The 15,771-nt window shown below is 61.4% G+C and carries 13 protein-coding genes; 8 read left to right on the top strand and 5 right to left on the bottom strand.

What is annotated here, in order from left to right:
- Nucleotides 1–294: 294 nt before the first annotated feature.
- From CAF77_RS00615 to CAF77_RS00580, 8 genes are read left to right on the top strand one after another with little or no spacing between them, the layout of a single operon-like run.
- A complete protein-coding gene (locus CAF77_RS00615; RefSeq protein ID WP_085653913.1) occupies nt 295–1,209 on the top strand; it encodes a GDP-mannose 4,6-dehydratase in 915 nt (304 codons plus the stop codon).
- On the top strand, nt 1,206–2,177 hold the full coding sequence (gmd, locus tag CAF77_RS00610; RefSeq protein ID WP_064379679.1) for a GDP-mannose 4,6-dehydratase: 972 nt from the start codon (nt 1,206–1,208) through the stop codon (nt 2,175–2,177). Before CAF77_RS00615 ends, gmd begins: the two co-directional genes overlap by 4 nt.
- Nucleotides 2,178–2,180: 3 nt before the next feature.
- Nucleotides 2,181–3,623, top strand: a complete 1,443-nt coding sequence (locus tag CAF77_RS00605; RefSeq protein WP_085653912.1) for a mannose-1-phosphate guanylyltransferase/mannose-6-phosphate isomerase — start codon at nt 2,181–2,183, stop codon at nt 3,621–3,623.
- Nucleotides 3,624–4,421 carry an ABC transporter permease gene (locus tag CAF77_RS00600; protein WP_085653911.1) on the top strand — a complete coding sequence of 266 codons (798 nt, stop codon included), beginning with the start codon at nt 3,624–3,626 and terminating at the stop codon, nt 4,419–4,421.
- Nucleotides 4,421–5,671 (top strand): ABC transporter ATP-binding protein, encoded by a 1,251-nt coding sequence (locus tag CAF77_RS00595; protein ID WP_085653910.1) that lies wholly within the window; start codon nt 4,421–4,423, stop codon nt 5,669–5,671. Before CAF77_RS00600 ends, CAF77_RS00595 begins: the two co-directional genes overlap by 1 nt.
- Complete coding sequence (locus tag CAF77_RS00590) at nt 5,668–7,035, top strand: glycosyltransferase family 1 protein (RefSeq protein WP_085653909.1); 1,368 nt, start codon at nt 5,668–5,670, stop codon at nt 7,033–7,035. The genes CAF77_RS00595 and CAF77_RS00590 overlap by 4 nt, the downstream gene beginning before the upstream one ends.
- On the top strand, nt 7,019–8,149 hold the full coding sequence (locus tag CAF77_RS00585; protein ID WP_085653908.1) for a glycosyltransferase family 1 protein: 1,131 nt from the start codon (nt 7,019–7,021) through the stop codon (nt 8,147–8,149). Before CAF77_RS00590 ends, CAF77_RS00585 begins: the two co-directional genes overlap by 17 nt.
- Nucleotides 8,150–9,280 (top strand): glycosyltransferase family 4 protein, encoded by a 1,131-nt coding sequence (locus tag CAF77_RS00580; protein WP_085653907.1) that lies wholly within the window; start codon nt 8,150–8,152, stop codon nt 9,278–9,280.
- Nucleotides 9,281–9,284: 4 nt separating this feature from the next.
- Here the strand turns inward: CAF77_RS00580 and CAF77_RS00575 are convergent, their stop codons facing one another.
- From CAF77_RS00575 to CAF77_RS00555, 5 genes are all read right to left on the bottom strand, one after another.
- Nucleotides 9,285–11,315, bottom strand: coding sequence for a pyridoxamine 5'-phosphate oxidase family protein (locus tag CAF77_RS00575; RefSeq protein WP_064379666.1), 2,031 nt, complete (start codon nt 11,313–11,315; stop codon nt 9,285–9,287).
- A gap of 38 nt (nt 11,316–11,353) precedes the next feature.
- On the bottom strand, nt 11,354–11,980 hold the full coding sequence (locus CAF77_RS00570) for a glutathione S-transferase family protein (protein WP_064379665.1): 627 nt from the start codon (nt 11,978–11,980) through the stop codon (nt 11,354–11,356).
- 104 nt (nt 11,981–12,084) lie between these two features.
- Nucleotides 12,085–13,011 carry a LysR family transcriptional regulator gene (locus CAF77_RS00565; protein ID WP_064379662.1) on the bottom strand — a complete coding sequence of 309 codons (927 nt, stop codon included), beginning with the start codon at nt 13,009–13,011 and terminating at the stop codon, nt 12,085–12,087.
- A gap of 73 nt (nt 13,012–13,084) precedes the next feature.
- Nucleotides 13,085–14,917 carry a glutamine--fructose-6-phosphate transaminase (isomerizing) gene (glmS, locus tag CAF77_RS00560; protein WP_064379660.1) on the bottom strand — a complete coding sequence of 611 codons (1,833 nt, stop codon included), beginning with the start codon at nt 14,915–14,917 and terminating at the stop codon, nt 13,085–13,087.
- 2 nt (nt 14,918–14,919) lie between these two features.
- Nucleotides 14,920–15,696, bottom strand: coding sequence for a DeoR/GlpR family DNA-binding transcription regulator (locus tag CAF77_RS00555; protein ID WP_064379658.1), 777 nt, complete (start codon nt 15,694–15,696; stop codon nt 14,920–14,922).
- Nucleotides 15,697–15,771: the final 75 nt, after the last annotated feature.

Genomic DNA, 15,771 nt, shown 5'->3' with positions numbered 1-15,771 from the left:
ACCCTGTCGCACGATCCTTGCGAAAAGCCGCCGGGGATCGCGACGAGGGGCATTCTAAACACATCCGTCGCGCCTTCGGGAACCGCCCGGCGAGAAAAACCCGACTACTCTGACGAGAACTGACCGGTCACGGTTTGGCCGGTTGAAATTGCTGCGCAATTGGCACAGATTGGCAGCCAAACAACTACAACAATGACTTCACCCTTTGTCTCGGCCGGATTTTCTCTCAGTCTGACGGACATTCCCTTAAAGCCTGTGGGAAGTGGTGAAAGTTAAAGACCAAGGGGTCGCTGTTTGAAAAAAAGTCTGTTCATCACGGGCCTGAGTGGGTTCGTAGGACAACACATCCAGTCACGTCTGCAAGAGGAAGACGCGTCGTGGCAACTGCTGCCTGTCGCCTCTGCCTATGACCTGACAAACCCGGACAGCCTCATTGACCTGTGGCCGCAACTGCCCGATGCGGTGATTCATCTGGCCGGCCAGACCTTTGTCCCTGAAGCGTTCCGAGATCCGGCACGTACCTTCGACATCAACCTGCTCGGCACCCTGAACCTGTTGCAGGCCCTCAAGGCCCGCGGCTTCAAGGGCACGTTTGTGTATGTCAGCTCGGGCGATGTCTACGGCCAGGTCGAAGAAACCGCACTGCCGATCACCGAGCAACAACCACCCTGCCCGCGCAATCCTTATGCAGTCAGCAAGCTGTCGGCCGAGTTTCTCAGTCTGCAATGGGGGTTGAGCGAAGGCTGGCCGGTGCTGGTGGCGCGCCCGTTCAATCACATCGGCACCGGGCAGAAAGAAAGCTTCGTCATCGCCAGCGCCGCACGGCAGATCAACCGCATCAGGCAAGGGCTGCAAGCGCCGCAACTGGAAGTCGGTGACATTGATGTCACCCGCGATTTCCTCGACGTCGGCGATGTGGTCTCGGCCTATTTCGCGCTGCTGGAAAAAGGCACGCCGGGACAGATCTACAACATTTGCTCGGGCCATGAGCAAAGCATCCGCAGCCTCATCGAACAGATGGCCGACCTGGCCCAGGTCAAGCTGCAACTGGTTCAGGATCCGGCACGCATGCGCCGCGCGGATCAGCGTCGCGTCTGCGGCAGCCACCAACGGCTGGCCCGGACCACAGGATGGACGCCGCAAATCACTACACAACAATCCCTGCGGGCGATCCTGTCCGACTGGGAGACGCGAGTACGACAAGAATGACAAAAAGTGCATTGATCACCGGGATCACCGGCCAGGACGGGGCGTATCTGGCCAAGCTGCTGCTCGACAAGGGTTACAAGGTTCACGGCCTTGTCGCACGGCGCAGCAGCGATTCACGCTGGCGCCTGCGGGAGATGGGCGTCGAAGCGGACATCGTCTACCTGGATGGCGACATGGCCGATGCCTGCTCGGTGCAGCGCGCGGTGATCAAGTCGGCGCCTGACGAGGTGTATAACCTGGCGGCCCAGAGCTTCGTTGCCGCCTCCTGGGACCAACCGGTAACCACCGGCATCGTCGATGGCCTGGGCGTGACTCACCTGCTCGAAGCGATCCGTCAGTTCAGCCCGCACACGCGTTTCTATCAGGCATCCACCAGCGAAATGTTCGGTCTGATCCAGGCCGAGCAACAGGACGAGAACACCCCGTTCTACCCGCGCAGCCCGTACGGCGTGGCCAAACTCTATGGCCACTGGATCACCGTCAACTACCGCGAAAGCTTCAACCTGCACGCCAGCAGCGGCATTTTGTTCAATCATGAATCGCCCCTGCGCGGCATCGAATTCGTGACCCGCAAGGTCACAGATGCCGCCGCCCGGATCAAACACGGCAAACAGCAGGAGCTGGCCCTGGGCAACATCGATGCCAAGCGCGACTGGGGCTTTGCCGGTGACTACGTCGAGGCCATGTGGCTGATGCTGCAACAGGACAAGCCCGACGATTTTGTGGTCGCCACCGGCGTCACTACCACCGTGCGCGAGATGTGCCGCATCGCCTTCGATCACGTCGGCCTCAACTATCGGGATTACGTGAAGATCGACCCGGCGTTTTTCCGCCCTGCGGAAGTCGAAGTGCTGCTCGGCAATCCGGCCAAGGCCCAGCGCGTGCTGGGCTGGAAACCGAAAACCGACCTCGACACCCTGATCCGCATGATGATGGATGCGGACATGAAACGCGTCGCCAAGGAGTAGGCCATGCTGATCCCCGTGATTCTGTCCGGCGGTGCCGGCACCCGTTTGTGGCCGGTGTCCCGGGAGGGCCATCCCAAGCCGTTCATGACCCTGCCCGACGGCCAGTCGCTGCTGGGCAAGACCTACCGCCGCGCCGCCGCGCTGCTGGACGGCTGGGGCGACATTGTCACGGTGACCAACCGCGAGTATTACTTCCAGAGCAAGGATCACTATCAGGCCGCGCACCTGTCCCGCCATCGCGGGCACTTCCTGCTTGAGCCCACCGGGCGCAACACCGCGCCGGCCATTGCGGCGGCGGCACTGTCGCTGCAAGCGCTGCACGGTGATGCCGCGATCATGGTGGTGATGCCCGCCGACCATTTGATCGTCAATGAAGAGGCGCTCAAAAGCGCGGTCGAACACGCGGTCAATCTGGCGAAGGACGGCTATCTGGTGACCTTCGGCGTGGTGCCGACCGCCCCGGAAACCGGCTTCGGCTACATCGAGACCGGCGCCCCGCTCAACGACCGCGGCGCGGCCAAGGTGCAGCGTTTCGTGGAAAAACCCGACCTGCAAACCGCCACCCATTACCTGGAAAGCGGCAACTTCCTGTGGAATTCGGGGATGTTCTGCTTCTCCACCGCAACGGTGATTGCCGAACTGGCGCTGCACGCCCCGGAGTTGCTGGAACAGACGCGCGCCTGCATGGCCGCCAGCGAACCGGTGGAAACCGCCGGTTGCCTGCAACAGGAATTGTCCGCGCAGCTGTTCGCCGAAATCACCGACATCTCCATCGACTACGCCTTGATGGAGCGTTCGGAAAAAGTCGTGGTGGTACCCGCCGGTTTCGACTGGAGCGACATCGGATCGTGGAGCGCGGTCGCCGCGCTGGTGCCGGCCGACGCCGATAACAACCGCGCCAGCGGCGAGGCGATCTTCATCGACAGCCGCAACAACTTCGTACAAAGCGAAGGCCGGCTGGTGGCCGCCGTTGGTGTGGAAGACCTGATTGTCATCGACACCGCCGACGCCGTGCTGGTAGCCCACGCCGACCGTGCCCAGGATGTGCGGCGGGTGGCCAAGCAGCTCAAGGACAAATCCCACGAAGCCTATCGCCTGCATCGTACGGTCAGCCGTCCGTGGGGCACGTACACCGTGCTTGAGGAAGGCCCGCGCTTCAAGATCAAACGTATCGTGGTCAAACCCGGCGGCAAGCTGTCGTTGCAGATGCACCATCACCGCAATGAACACTGGGTGGTGGTCGAAGGCATGGCCAAGGTCACCAACAACGGCAGCGGCACGACCCTGGTGGCGAAGAATGAATCGACGTTCATCGCCGCCGGTCACAAGCACCGTCTGGAAAACCCCGGCGTGATCGACCTGGTGATCATCGAAGTGCAAAGTGGCGAATACCTGGGAGAGGACGACATCGTCCGCTTCGAAGACCAATACGGCAGGACGGTGTGAATGCTGCTTTCCCTGTACCGCTCGCTGCACGACTATCGGGGTTTCATCCTCGGTAGCGTCAAGCGGGAGTTTCAAGCGCGGTATCGCAATTCGCTGTTCGGCGCGCTGTGGACGGTACTCAACCCGCTGTCGATGATCATCGTGTACACGGTGATCTTTTCCCACATCATGCGCGCCCGTCTGCCCGGCGTGGACGACGGCATGGCCTACAGCGTCTACCTGTGCGCCGGGCTGCTGACCTGGGGCCTGTTCTCGGAAATCACCCTGCGCAGCCAGAACATGTTTCTGGAAAACGCCAACCTGCTGAAGAAAATCAGCTTCCCGCGCCTCTGCCTGCCGGTGATCGTGCTGCTCAATGCCGGAATCAACTTCGCGATCATCATCGGCCTGTTCCTCGGGTTTCTGTTGATCAGCGGACGCTGGCCGGGCATGGCCCTGTTGGCACTGCTGCCGCTGCTGGCGTTGCAAGTGCTGTTCTGCGCCGGGCTGGGGATGATCCTCGGGGTGCTCAACGTATTCTTTCGCGATGTCGGGCAATTGTTCGCCATCTGCCTGCAATTCTGGTTCTGGCTGACGCCGATCGTGTATCCGCTGAGCATCCTGCCCGAGTGGGTGCAGCGTCTGCTGCAACTCAATCCGCTGACAAACCTGATCGGCAGTTACCAGAATCTGTTTCTCTATGGTCAGTGGCCGGTATGGAGTTCGCTGCTGCCGATCTTCGTCATCGGCCTGCTGTTGTGCGCGGTCGGCCTGCGCCTGTTCCGTCGGCGGGTCGGCGAAATGGTGGATGAACTCTGATGGGGCACGTACGCGTCACAGGCCTGGGCAAGGCCTACAAGCAGTACCCCACCCGCTGGAGTCGCCTGGCCGAATGGCTGATTCCGTTTTCGCCGATGCGCCATCGCCAGCACTGGGTGCTGCAGGACGTGAATTTCGAAATCGCCCCCGGTGAAGCGGTGGGTATTGTCGGGGTCAACGGCGCCGGGAAAAGCACCTTGCTCAAGATGATCACCGGCACCACCCAACCGACCTGCGGCCAGATTCAGCTCGAGGGCCGGGTCGCGGCGCTGCTGGAACTGGGCATGGGGTTTCACCCGGACTTCACCGGCCGACAGAACGCAATCATGGCCGGGCAACTGCTGGGCATGCAGGTCGAAGACATCGAAGCACTGATGCCGGACATCGAACGCTTTGCGGAAATCGGCGAGGCCATCGATCACCCGGTGCGCACTTACTCCAGCGGCATGCAGATGCGCCTGGCCTTCAGTGTCGCCACCGCGCGCCGCCCGGACATTCTGATCGTCGACGAAGCGCTGTCGGTGGGCGATGCCTACTTTCAGCACAAGAGCTTCGACCGCATCCGCAGCTTCCGCAAGGCAGGTACCACGCTGCTTATCGTGTCCCACGACCGCTCGGCGATCCAGTCGATCTGCGACTCGGCGATCCTGCTCGAAGGCGGCCACATGGTGATGCACGACAAGCCCGAAGCGGTCATGGACTACTACAACGCCCTGCTCGCCGAACGCGAAGGCCAGACCGTGCGCCAGGAGCTGCTCGACGGCGGCCAGGTGCGCACCGTGTCCGGCACCGGCGAGGCCGGGATCCTCAGCGTGCGCCTGCTCGATGAACGCGAACGTTCCATCGACGCCGCCGAAGTCGGTCAGCCGGTGACCCTGGAAGTCGAGGTAGAGATTCGCCAGGACATCGAGCGGCTGGTGCTCGGCTTCATGATCAAGGATCGCCTGGGTCAGGCCATGTACGGCATCAATACCCACCGCCAGAACCAGGCACTGGAAGACTTGCGTGCGGGTGAACGCATCACCTATCGCTTCTCTTTCGTCATGGGGCTGGGCAAGGGCAATTACTCCGTGGCCCTGAGCCTGTCGCGACTGGACTCGCATTTGGATCGCAACTTCGAATGGCGTGACTACGGCCTGGTGTTCCACGTGATCAACAACCGTCAGGAAGATTTCGTCGGCTGTTCCTGGCTGGGCGCCAGCACCTCGATCACCCGCCACGCGGACAGCCTCGCGGAGCGTGCGCCATGACCCGCCTGCTGGTCGAATGCACCCACGTGTTCAAACACCCGAAGGTCAATTCGGGGATTCAGCGGGTGGTGCGCAACGTCATCAAACAGCTGCCGCCAAGTGCTGAAGGGGTCGAATGCGTGCCGGTGGTTCTGCTCAAGGGCCAGTTATACCGAGTGAAGCGTCTGGCGCCGCTGGATTCGCCGCTGTTCAATGCCATCGTCACGTTTGGCGAACGTCTGGAACGGCTGTCTCATCGTTTCTGGCAGCTGCATCAACGGCTGGACACCCGTTGCCGCACAAAACTGGCAAGACGCGTGTTGTACGTCGGCTATCGCCTGACCTCGTTCGGTGCATTCGGGCTACCGCTGCGGCTGGTCGGGCTAGTCAATCGCTATCAAATGCCCCAACGCTGCGAGCCGCTGCAACACCAGCCGGGCGATCAACTGGTGCTGCTGGATTCGTCCTGGCATTCCGACTTTTTCCTGCATGCCGAGCGCCTCAAACAGGAAGGCATGGGCATCGTTGCGGTGATCTACGACCTGATTCCCCTGTCCCACCCGCAGTTCTACGACACGCGGCTGGTCGAGGTGTACAGCGAGTGGTTCGACTGGATCGCCCGCAATGCCGACGGCTTTATGGCGATTTCCGCCACCGTGCGCGATCAGCTGCGTGCAGAACTGCAACGTCGCCTGGATTCGGCACAAGTCGGCAAACGCTGGTTCGACTACTTTCACCTCGGGTCGGAGCTGGATCTGCAGAGCGTCGAAGCCGCCGTCGAACCGCGTCTACAAAAGCTGTTCGCAACACCGGAGCCGGTGTTCCTGATGGTCAGCACCATCGAACCGCGCAAGAACCACGACTATCTGCTGGATGCCTTCGACCATGCCTGGGCGAACGGCTCGAACGTCCGGTTGTGCATTGTCGGGCGCATTGGCTGGAAGTGCGACGCACTGCTGGCCCGGATCCATCATCATCCCGAACTGAACCGGCGCCTGTTCATGTTCAACGACTTGAGCGACACCAGCCTCGAACACGCCTACGCCCATGCCAGCGCGCTGGTGTTTCCGTCGTTCGTCGAAGGCTTTGGTCTGCCGCTGGTGGAAGCCATGCAGCGCGGGCTGCCGGCGATGGGCAGCGATATCCCGGTATTTCGCGAGATCGGCGGTGAATTCATGGCGTATTTCGATCTGCAGTCGCCGCAAAGCCTCGCCGATCTGCTGCAGAGCTTTGAGCGCAGCGGTCGATTCCCCGCCGCCCGTGATGTCAGCGACTGGCAATGGATCGGCTGGCGTGAAGCCGCCGCGCAACTGGCCGAGCGTACCGCGCGCCATGTGCTGGAGGCACCTCAGGTGCCAGCGAGGCAACATGCGCATAGCCCTTAACGCCCGCATTCTCCAGGCGCCGCGCACCGGCATCGGCCATTACGTGGCCGAACTGGTGAATGCCTTGCACGCTGAAACCGATATCGAGCTGGCGCTGTTCCATGGCTGGGGCTGGAGCTCGCAACTGCCGCAAGCGGCGATGCCCGGTTATTCGCGTCTGACGCCGCTGCTGCGGCAGATCCCCGGCGCCTATCAGGCCCGCCGCTGGCTTGAGCAGAAACGCTTCGATCAGGGCCCGGCGCAACCGGTCGATCTGTATCACGAACCGAGCCTGTGGCCGCTGGCCTTCGATGGCCCGACCGTGATCACCCTGCACGATCTTACGCACCTGCATTTCCCCGAAACCCAGCCGCCGGCCCGGCTGCGGGAAATCGAACGGCGGCTCGCCGATGGCGTACGCCAGGCGCGGATCATTCTGACCGACTCGCAAGCCATCGCTGACGAGGCCCGGGACTATTTCGGACTGCCTGCCGAGCGCTTCGTGGTCGCGCCGCTGGGTGTTGCCGCGCGTTTCCATCCGCGCGAGCCGCAGGACATCGATGCGGTGCTCAAGGCCCATGCGGTCGAGTATCGGGAGTATTTCCTCTGCGTCGGCACTCTGGAGCCACGCAAGAACCTCAACCTGGCCCTGCGCGCCCACGCACTGTTACCGGACCCCGTGCGCCAGCGTTTCCCGCTGTTGATCGTCGGCATGGCCGGCTGGCAGCGCGACCAGTTCAGTGAAGAATTGAATCAGGCCCTGGCTTGCGGGCACGTGTGCCTGCTCGGCTATTTGCCCGATGAGCAAGTCGCGAAATTGCTGGCCGGTGCCCGGGCACTGATTTTTCCGTCGCTGTATGAAGGTTTCGGCCTGCCGGTGCTGGAAGCGATGGCCAGCGGCACGCCGGTGGTGCTCACCCGCTCTTCGGCCATGCCGGAAGTGGCGGGGGACGCCGGCAACTATATTGAAGCTGACGATGCAGACGGCTTGCGTGATGCGATGAGCCGACTGATCGATGATCAAGCACACTGGCAGTCATGCCGGGAAGCCGGATTGCAGCAGGCACGGCTTTTTTCCTGGAAGCGTTGCGCGCAGGCCACGGCCGGCGCCTATCACCAGGCCATGGGAGGTTGAATGCGAGTTCTTCATTTCTTCAAGACGTACCTGCCTGACTCGGTCGGCGGTATCGAACAAGTCATCTTTCAACTCTGCGAGAGTGGCGCCCAACACGGTATCGAAGGCCAGGTGCTGACCCTCAGCGCCCATCCAGAACCTGCGATGGTGCGCCTCGGCCAGCACGAGGTGCATCGGGCAAAACTGGATATCCAGTTCGCCTCCACCGGTTTTTCCTGGAGCGTGTTCAAACAGTTTCGCGAACTGGCCGCCGAAGCGGACGTGATCAACTACCACTTTCCGTGGCCGTTCATGGACTTGGTGCATTTCGCCAGCGGCGTGAACAAACCGACGGTGGTGACGTACCACTCGGACATCATTCGCCAGAAGCACCTGCTCAAACTGTATCGCCCGCTGATGAACCGTTTCCTCGCCAGCGCCGACCGGATCGTCGCGGCTTCGCCGAACTATCTGCACACCAGCGATGTGTTGCAGCAATTCCAGGCCAAGACCCGGGTCATCCCGTATGGCTTGAACAAGGCCGGTTATCCACAGCCCGATATCGAGCGCATGAACCGCTGGCGGCAGCAGCTTGGGGATAAGTTTTTCCTGTTCGTCGGGGTGATGCGTTATTACAAAGGCCTGCACATCCTGCTCGACGCCTTGAAAGATGTGGATTACCCGGTGGTGATCGTCGGCGCCGGCCCGCTGGAGCAGGAATTGCACGCCCAGGCCGCCGCGCTGGGTCTGCGTAACATTCATTTCCTCGGTCGTTTGAGCGACGAAGACAAGGTCGCCCTGCTGCAACTGAGCTACGCCATCGTCTTCCCGTCGCACCTGCGCTCGGAAGCGTTCGGCATTTCGCTGCTCGAAGGCGCGATGTACGGCAAGCCGATGATCTCCAGCGAGATCGGCACCGGCACCAGCTACATCAATATCCACAACGAGACGGGACTGGTGGTGCCACCGAGTCATCCACAGGCGTTTCGCGAAGCGATGCGCACCCTGTGGGAAAATCCGGCTCTCGCTGCCGAAATGGGCCTCAAGGCCGAGGCCCGCTATCGGCAGTTATTCGCAGCCGATGAAATGGGCCGCAAATGGACCGAGCTGTATCAGGAGCTGCTGGAGGAAAAGGCGTTGTCTTACGCCTGATCCGTTACAGATCCAGCACCAGCGGCTGGGCACTCTGGGCCGGCACCGCGCAGCAGATCAACACCTGCCCTTCCTCCGGTACTTCAGCCGGAGGCTGTGGATAATTCACCGCGCCGCTGATCAGCCGCGTCTTGCAGGTGCCGCACGAACCACCGCGGCAACTGAATTCCGGCCGCAGGCCGCGGCTTTCCGCCAGCTCCAGCAGACTGCCGCCGTCGGGCTGCCAGCGCGCCTCCTTGGCCGAACGGTCGAACACCACAGGTACTGACGTGGTCGCGGCCGGCGGTTGTTCCATCACGATCGCATCCGGATCGGGTTGACGCTTTAGGGTCGAAGGACCAAAGGTTTCTGCGTGGATCTGCCCGTCCCGCACATCCAGTTCGCGCAAGATGTCGTAAATACCTTGGGTAAAACCGCCGGGACCGCAGAGCACGAAGTCGACCTGATCGAAGTCCTCATCGGTGAGCAGATTGCGCAACAGATCGCCATCGATACGGCCACGCAGGTCAAAGTCTTTTCCTTCGACCAGACCGTCTTCCGGCTGGCTGAGCACTCGCAACACCTTCACGGCGTCACCGGCATCCTCCAGCAAACGATCCACCTCTGCGCGGAACGGCTGGTCGGCGAGGCTGCGGGAACTCTGAACAAACAGGGTCGGACGAATCCGCCGCGTCCGCAGGCCCTGATAGACCACCTCACGCAACATCGACAGCAACGGCGTGATGCCGACTCCGGCCGCCAACAGCACCAGCGGACGACGCTCCAGCGCCGCGACCGTGAAATGCCCCTGGGGCAAGCGCGCCTCCAGCACATCGCCCACACGAATCTGCTCATGCAGATGCGTCGACACCCGACCTTCACGTTTGACGCTGATCCGGAAGAAATCGTCCGACGGCGCACCCGACAGGCTGTAGGTGCGGATGTGCACCTCGCCATCGAGGGTGAACCGCAGCGGCAGATGCTGCCCGGCGAGAAACACCGGCAGTCCTGCGCCATCGTCCGGCTCCAGGTAGATCGAGCGGATGTGACGGCTTTCCATTTCGACTCTTGCCACGCGCAATGGCCGCCAGCTGTCACCTAATGCCTTGGCCTGCAACCGTGCATCGGCCTGGGCCCAGTTGCCGGTCAGCAGACTGGTGGGCGACATCCCGTCGAAGCGCCAGCGCAGTGCCAGTGCCGCAGGACGCCGGACCAGTTTTTCCACCTCGAATGTCCACAGCCGCTCGGCGCCCTGAAACGCCTCGATTTGCGGCGCTTCAAGAATGACCTCGGTGCGACCGCTGAGCTGCAACACGTCGCCTGTGGAAAAGTCGATGAACAACAAACCCGCCAAGGGATTGAGCAACAGATTGCCGAGGGTATTGAAGTGCAGGTTGCCGGCAAAATCCGGAATCGTCAGGCGATTGCCTTCGATCCGCACAAAACCGGGCTGACCACCGCGGTGGGAAACATCCACTGAACGCTCACCGTCGACATCAACGTAACTGGCGACGAAGAAGGTGTCGGCACTTTCAATCAGCGCAACGGCGGCGTCATCGAGGCTGTCACGGTGTTCGGCTTTGCGGGTCTGCGGATCCGTCAGCGGCACTCGCTGAAACTGGCGCAACTGAATGTACTGCGGGCAGTTGCCGAACGACTGATCGACCGTCAGCCCGAAGCCGTTCGCGTCGAGATGATCGATGTGGCCATTGAGCCGATTGCGCCGGCGGGTGTGCAGTTCGATCCCAAGCAGACCGATCGCGGCGCCAGCCTGTAACTGTGCAGGATCATCAGCAGCCGGCAGACTGGCGAACTGCAGTTGCGTCGGCTCGGGAGAGTGAGCAAAGCCCGGCTCCCCCTCCAGCACACTGGCCCAGGGGCGACCTTCGGCATCCACCGCGCCGTACAGCATGAATGGCAATTGCTGATAGAACTGGCGGTGTTGATCCGGCATCCAGGTGCGAATCACCTTACGACCGAATTCCTCCATGCGCTCGGCAACGCCGACATGGGCCTGCAACTGTTGCTCGCCAGCGTGCCACGGTGAACGTTCCATCACGGTCTCTCCCCTGCGCCGTCGGCGCAGATTGAATGTCAGACGGTGGTTTGCAGGCCGGCAACGGTGCGCGGCATGCCGACAAAACCGGGCAGCGCTTCGATACGCGAGAGCCAGGCGCGAACGTTAGCGTAGTCGTCCAGCGATACATTGCCTTCCGGCGCGTGGGCGATGTAGCTGTAGGCCGAGACATCGGCAATGGTCGGCTCAGTGCCGGTCAGGTACGGGGTTTTGCCCAGTTCCGCATCCATCACCTTGAGAAAATTGTGTGCACGGGTGATGACTTCCTCGGCGTTGAACTTCGCCCCGAACACCGTGATCAAGCGTGCGGCAGCGGGCCCGAAAGCAATCGGCCCGGCGGCGGCCGACAACCAGCGCTGCACGTGCGCGGCGCCGACCGGATCACTTGGCAGCCAGCGGCCATTGCCGTATTTCTGTGCCAGGTAGACAAGAATCGCGTTGGAGTCCGCGAGCACCACACCATTGTCATCAATGGCCGGAACCTGGCCGAAGCTGTTGATGGCCAGATATGCCGCCTGTTTATGTTCGCCCTTGGCCAGATCGACGAAGATCAGCTCGGTCGGCAGTTGCAACAGTGACAACATCAGTTCGACGCGATGGGCGTGGCCGGAACGCGGGAAGTTGTAGAGTTTGATCGCTTGCATGGTCGACTCCGCTGGATGATGGCGCCGTTCAGGATGGACGGCGGCCGTGGGAGCCATCTTCCCCTGATCGCGAAAACAACAGAATCACCAGCAAATGCAATCCATTATTTCTCTGGATGAAATAACGCAGCGTTTTTCAGCGCCGGATGCTCGCGCAGCGCCTGCACGATGAAGTCGACAAAACTGCGTATCCGCGCCGGCGCCTTGCGCCCGCCCTGATACACCACATGGATCGGCAGAGCAGGCAATTCGAACTCGGCAAGGACGATTTCCAGCTCGCCGGAGGCGACCTTGCTGGCCACCTGGTAAGACAGCACCCGGGTCAGCCCCAGACCCAGCGACGCCGCTGTGATCGCGGCCTGATTGGCAGTGACCACCAGACGCGGTTCCGGTTTTACGCCGATGAGTTCACCGTGTTCCATGAATGGCCAACTGCGCTGTTGACCGATGGCCGATGTCGCCACCACTGGCGCCCCGGCCAAGGCCTGCGGATGGGCAGGCCGACCATGGACCGCGAAGTATTCCGGCGAGCCGCAAATCACCCGCCGTACCTCACCGACCCGGATTGCATGCTGATTGCTGTCCGGCAACTCGCCGATTCGCACCGCGACGTCGACGCCCTCCTCGACCATGCTCACCACCCGGTCGAGCAACAGGGCGTTGATGGAAACGTCCGGGTATTGCGTCAGATAACGCGCCATCACCGGCGTGACAAACAGTTCACCGAATAAAACAGGCGCCGTCACCGTCAACTGCCCGCGGGGCTGGGCATGACTGCCGGCAGCGGAATCCTCCGCTTCCTGCACCTCGGCGAGAATTCTCCGACAGTCTTCCAGATAACGCAGACCGGCTTCGCTCAAATGCACACTGCGGGTGGTCCGGATCAACAACTGCGTACCGATCCGCTGCTCCAGCGCCGCCACCGCCCGGGTCACGCTCGCCGCCGACAGACCCAAACGCCGCGCAGCGGCGGAAAAGCCCTGTTCCTGGGCGACGATGGCGAAAACCTGCATTTCCTGGAAGCGATCCATGGTGCCCTCGATCCGAATAAAAAAATCGCAGCCGAAGCTGCGATTTCATTGGAGGTGATTAACTGTGGATAACTTATTCCACCGTCACCGACTTCGCCAAGTTACGCGGCTGATCCACGTCGGTGCCCTTGAGCACAGCGACGTAGTACGACAGCAGCTGCAGCGGAATGGTGTAGAGAATCGGCGACAGGATGTCGTGGATGTGCGGCATCTGTACCACGTGAGTGCCTTCGCCGTTGGTCATCCCGGCCTTTTCGTCGGCGAACACGATCAGTTCGCCGCCGCGGGCACGGACTTCCTGCAAGTTGGACTTGAGCTTCTCCAGCAATTCGTTGTTCGGTGCGACGGTGACCACCGGCATGTCGTTATCCACAAGCGCCAGCGGGCCATGCTTCAATTCACCGGCCGGGTAGGCTTCGGCGTGGATATAAGAGATTTCCTTGAGCTTCAGGGCCCCTTCCATCGCCACCGGGAATTGCGCGCCACGGCCGAGGAACAGTGTGTGGTTTTTCTCGGCGAACAGCTCTGCGATTTTTTCCACAGTGCTGTCCATCGCCAGCGCTTCGCCCAGGCGGGTTGGCAGACGGCGCAGTTCTTCGACCAGCGTGGCTTCAACGCCTTTGCCCAATGTACCGCGCACCTGACCGAGAGACAGGGTCAGTAGCAGCAGACCAACCAATTGTGTGGTGAACGCCTTGGTCGAGGCCACGCCGATTTCACGACCAGCCTGGGTCAGCAGGGTCAGGTCGGATTCGCGTACCAGCGAGCTGATGCCGACGTTGCAGATCGCCAGGCTGCCCAGAAAACCCAGTTCCTTGGCATTGCGCAGAGCGGCCAGGGTATCGGCGGTTTCGCCGGACTGGGAGATAGTGACGAACAGGGTGTCCGGCTGCACCACGACTTTACGGTAGCGGAACTCACTGGCAACCTCGACCTGGCACGGGATCCCGGCCAGCTCTTCGAGCCAGTAACGGGCAACCATGCCGGCGTGATAGCTGGTGCCACACGCCACGATCTGTACGTTGCGCACCTTGGCGAACAGCTCGGCGGCCTGGGGGCCGAACGCCTGCACCAGCACCTGATCCGCACTCAAACGACCTTCCAGAGTGCGCTGCACCACGGACGGCTGCTCGTGGATTTCCTTGAGCATGTAATGACGGAACTCGCCTTTGTCGGCGGCTTCCGCACCATCCGTATACTGCACGGTCTGGCGCTCGACGGCTTTGCCGGTCACGTCCCAGATCTGCACCTTTTCACGCTGGATTTCGGCGATATCGCCCTCTTCCAGATACATGAAACGATCGGTGACCTGACGCAGGGCCAGTTGGTCGGAAGCGAGGAAGTTTTCGCCCAGGCCCAGACCGATCACCAGCGGGCTGCCACTGCGAGCAGCAACCAGTCGATCCGGCTGCTGTGCGTGGATAACCGCCAGACCGTAAGCGCCATGCAGCTCCTTGACCGTTGCCTTCAGGGCGTCGGTCAGGTCCGGCAGGTTCTTGAGTTTTTCGGTCAGCAGGTGGGCGATGACTTCGGTGTCAGTGTCTGAGGTGAACACGTAGCCCAATGCCTTCAGTTGTTCACGCAGCTCTTCATGGTTTTCGATGATGCCGTTGTGCACGACAGCGACGTCGCCGGAGAAATGCGGGTGGGCATTGCGCTCGCTCGGCGCACCGTGGGTGGCCCAGCGGGTGTGGGCAATACCGAGACGGCCAACCAGCGGATGTTCGGCCAGCGCCGCGTCGAGTTCGCTGACCTTGCCGACACGCCGGGTGCGTTCCAGAGCGCCGTCTTTGGTGTACACCGCAACACCGGCACTGTCATAGCCCCGGTATTCGAGGCGTTTGAGGCCTTCGACCAGAATGGCGGTGATGTTACGTTCAGCTACCGCGCCGACAATTCCACACATGCTTATTTCTCCTGACTGACAGTCGCGCAAATCAAGTTGATACCGCGAGCCTGAATCTGATCGCGCGCATCAAGGGGCAGGCGATCATCGGTAATTAGGGTATGGACGCTGCTCCATGGCAGCTCCAGGTTGGGAATCTTGCGGCCGATCTTGTCGGCCTCGACCATCACGATCACTTCCCGCGCCACTTCCGCCATCACCCGGCTCAGTCCGAGCAATTCATTGAAGGTGGTGGTACCACGCACCAGGTCGATGCCATCGGCACCGATAAACAACTGGTCGAAGTCGTAAGAGCGTAGTACCTGCTCGGCGACCTGGCCCTGGAAGGATTCCGAGTGCGGATCCCAGGTGCCGCCGGTCATCAGCAGCACTGGCTCGTGTTCGAGTTCGCTCAGGGCGTTGGCCACGTGCAGGGAGTTGGTCATCACCACCAGACCAGGCTGCTGACCGAGCTCGGGAATCATGGCGGCAGTGGTGCTGCCGCTGTCGATGATGATGCGGGCATGTTCACGGATGCGTTTGACCGCAGCCCGGGCAATCGCCTGCTTGTATTTGGAAACGTTGAGGCTGGTGTCCGCCACCAGTTCCTGCGGCATGGTGATGGCTCCGCCGTAGCGACGCAGCAATAAACCATGACTTTCCAAGGCAGCGAGATCCTTGCGAATCGTAACTTCCGAAGTTTCGAAGCGCTTGGCCAGTTCATCCACACTCACTTCGCCCTGCTCATTGAGCAAAGCCAGAATGCTGTGACGGCGCTGAGGTGTGTTGCGTTTCGACATGGCTGATTAAGTTTCGATTCGAAAGATAACGGAAGCAATCAAAACCTATCAGCTGCAAATCGTCAAGCCGACGCC

The organism is Pseudomonas sp. R15(2017) (assembly GCF_002112685.1).
In the GTDB taxonomy this organism is placed as follows: domain Bacteria; phylum Pseudomonadota; class Gammaproteobacteria; order Pseudomonadales; family Pseudomonadaceae; genus Aquipseudomonas; species Aquipseudomonas glycinae.
This window is presented reverse-complemented; position numbering and strand designations above follow the sequence as displayed.

Coding starts and splice junctions, on each gene's coding strand:
- glmS (WP_064379660.1), bottom strand. CDS start 14,917: ATGTGTGGAATTGTCGGCGCGGTAGCTGAACGTAACATCACCGCCATT.
- CAF77_RS00575 (WP_064379666.1), bottom strand. CDS start 11,315: ATGGAACGTTCACCGTGGCACGCTGGCGAGCAACAGTTGCAGGCCCAT.
- CAF77_RS00585 (WP_085653908.1), top strand. CDS start 7,019: ATGCGCATAGCCCTTAACGCCCGCATTCTCCAGGCGCCGCGCACCGGC.
- CAF77_RS00570 (WP_064379665.1), bottom strand. CDS start 11,980: ATGCAAGCGATCAAACTCTACAACTTCCCGCGTTCCGGCCACGCCCAT.
- CAF77_RS00595 (WP_085653910.1), top strand. CDS start 4,421: ATGGGGCACGTACGCGTCACAGGCCTGGGCAAGGCCTACAAGCAGTAC.
- CAF77_RS00600 (WP_085653911.1), top strand. CDS start 3,624: ATGCTGCTTTCCCTGTACCGCTCGCTGCACGACTATCGGGGTTTCATC.
- CAF77_RS00605 (WP_085653912.1), top strand. CDS start 2,181: ATGCTGATCCCCGTGATTCTGTCCGGCGGTGCCGGCACCCGTTTGTGG.
- CAF77_RS00590 (WP_085653909.1), top strand. CDS start 5,668: ATGACCCGCCTGCTGGTCGAATGCACCCACGTGTTCAAACACCCGAAG.
- CAF77_RS00555 (WP_064379658.1), bottom strand. CDS start 15,696: ATGTCGAAACGCAACACACCTCAGCGCCGTCACAGCATTCTGGCTTTG.
- gmd (WP_064379679.1), top strand. CDS start 1,206: ATGACAAAAAGTGCATTGATCACCGGGATCACCGGCCAGGACGGGGCG.
- CAF77_RS00565 (WP_064379662.1), bottom strand. CDS start 13,011: ATGGATCGCTTCCAGGAAATGCAGGTTTTCGCCATCGTCGCCCAGGAA.
- CAF77_RS00580 (WP_085653907.1), top strand. CDS start 8,150: ATGCGAGTTCTTCATTTCTTCAAGACGTACCTGCCTGACTCGGTCGGC.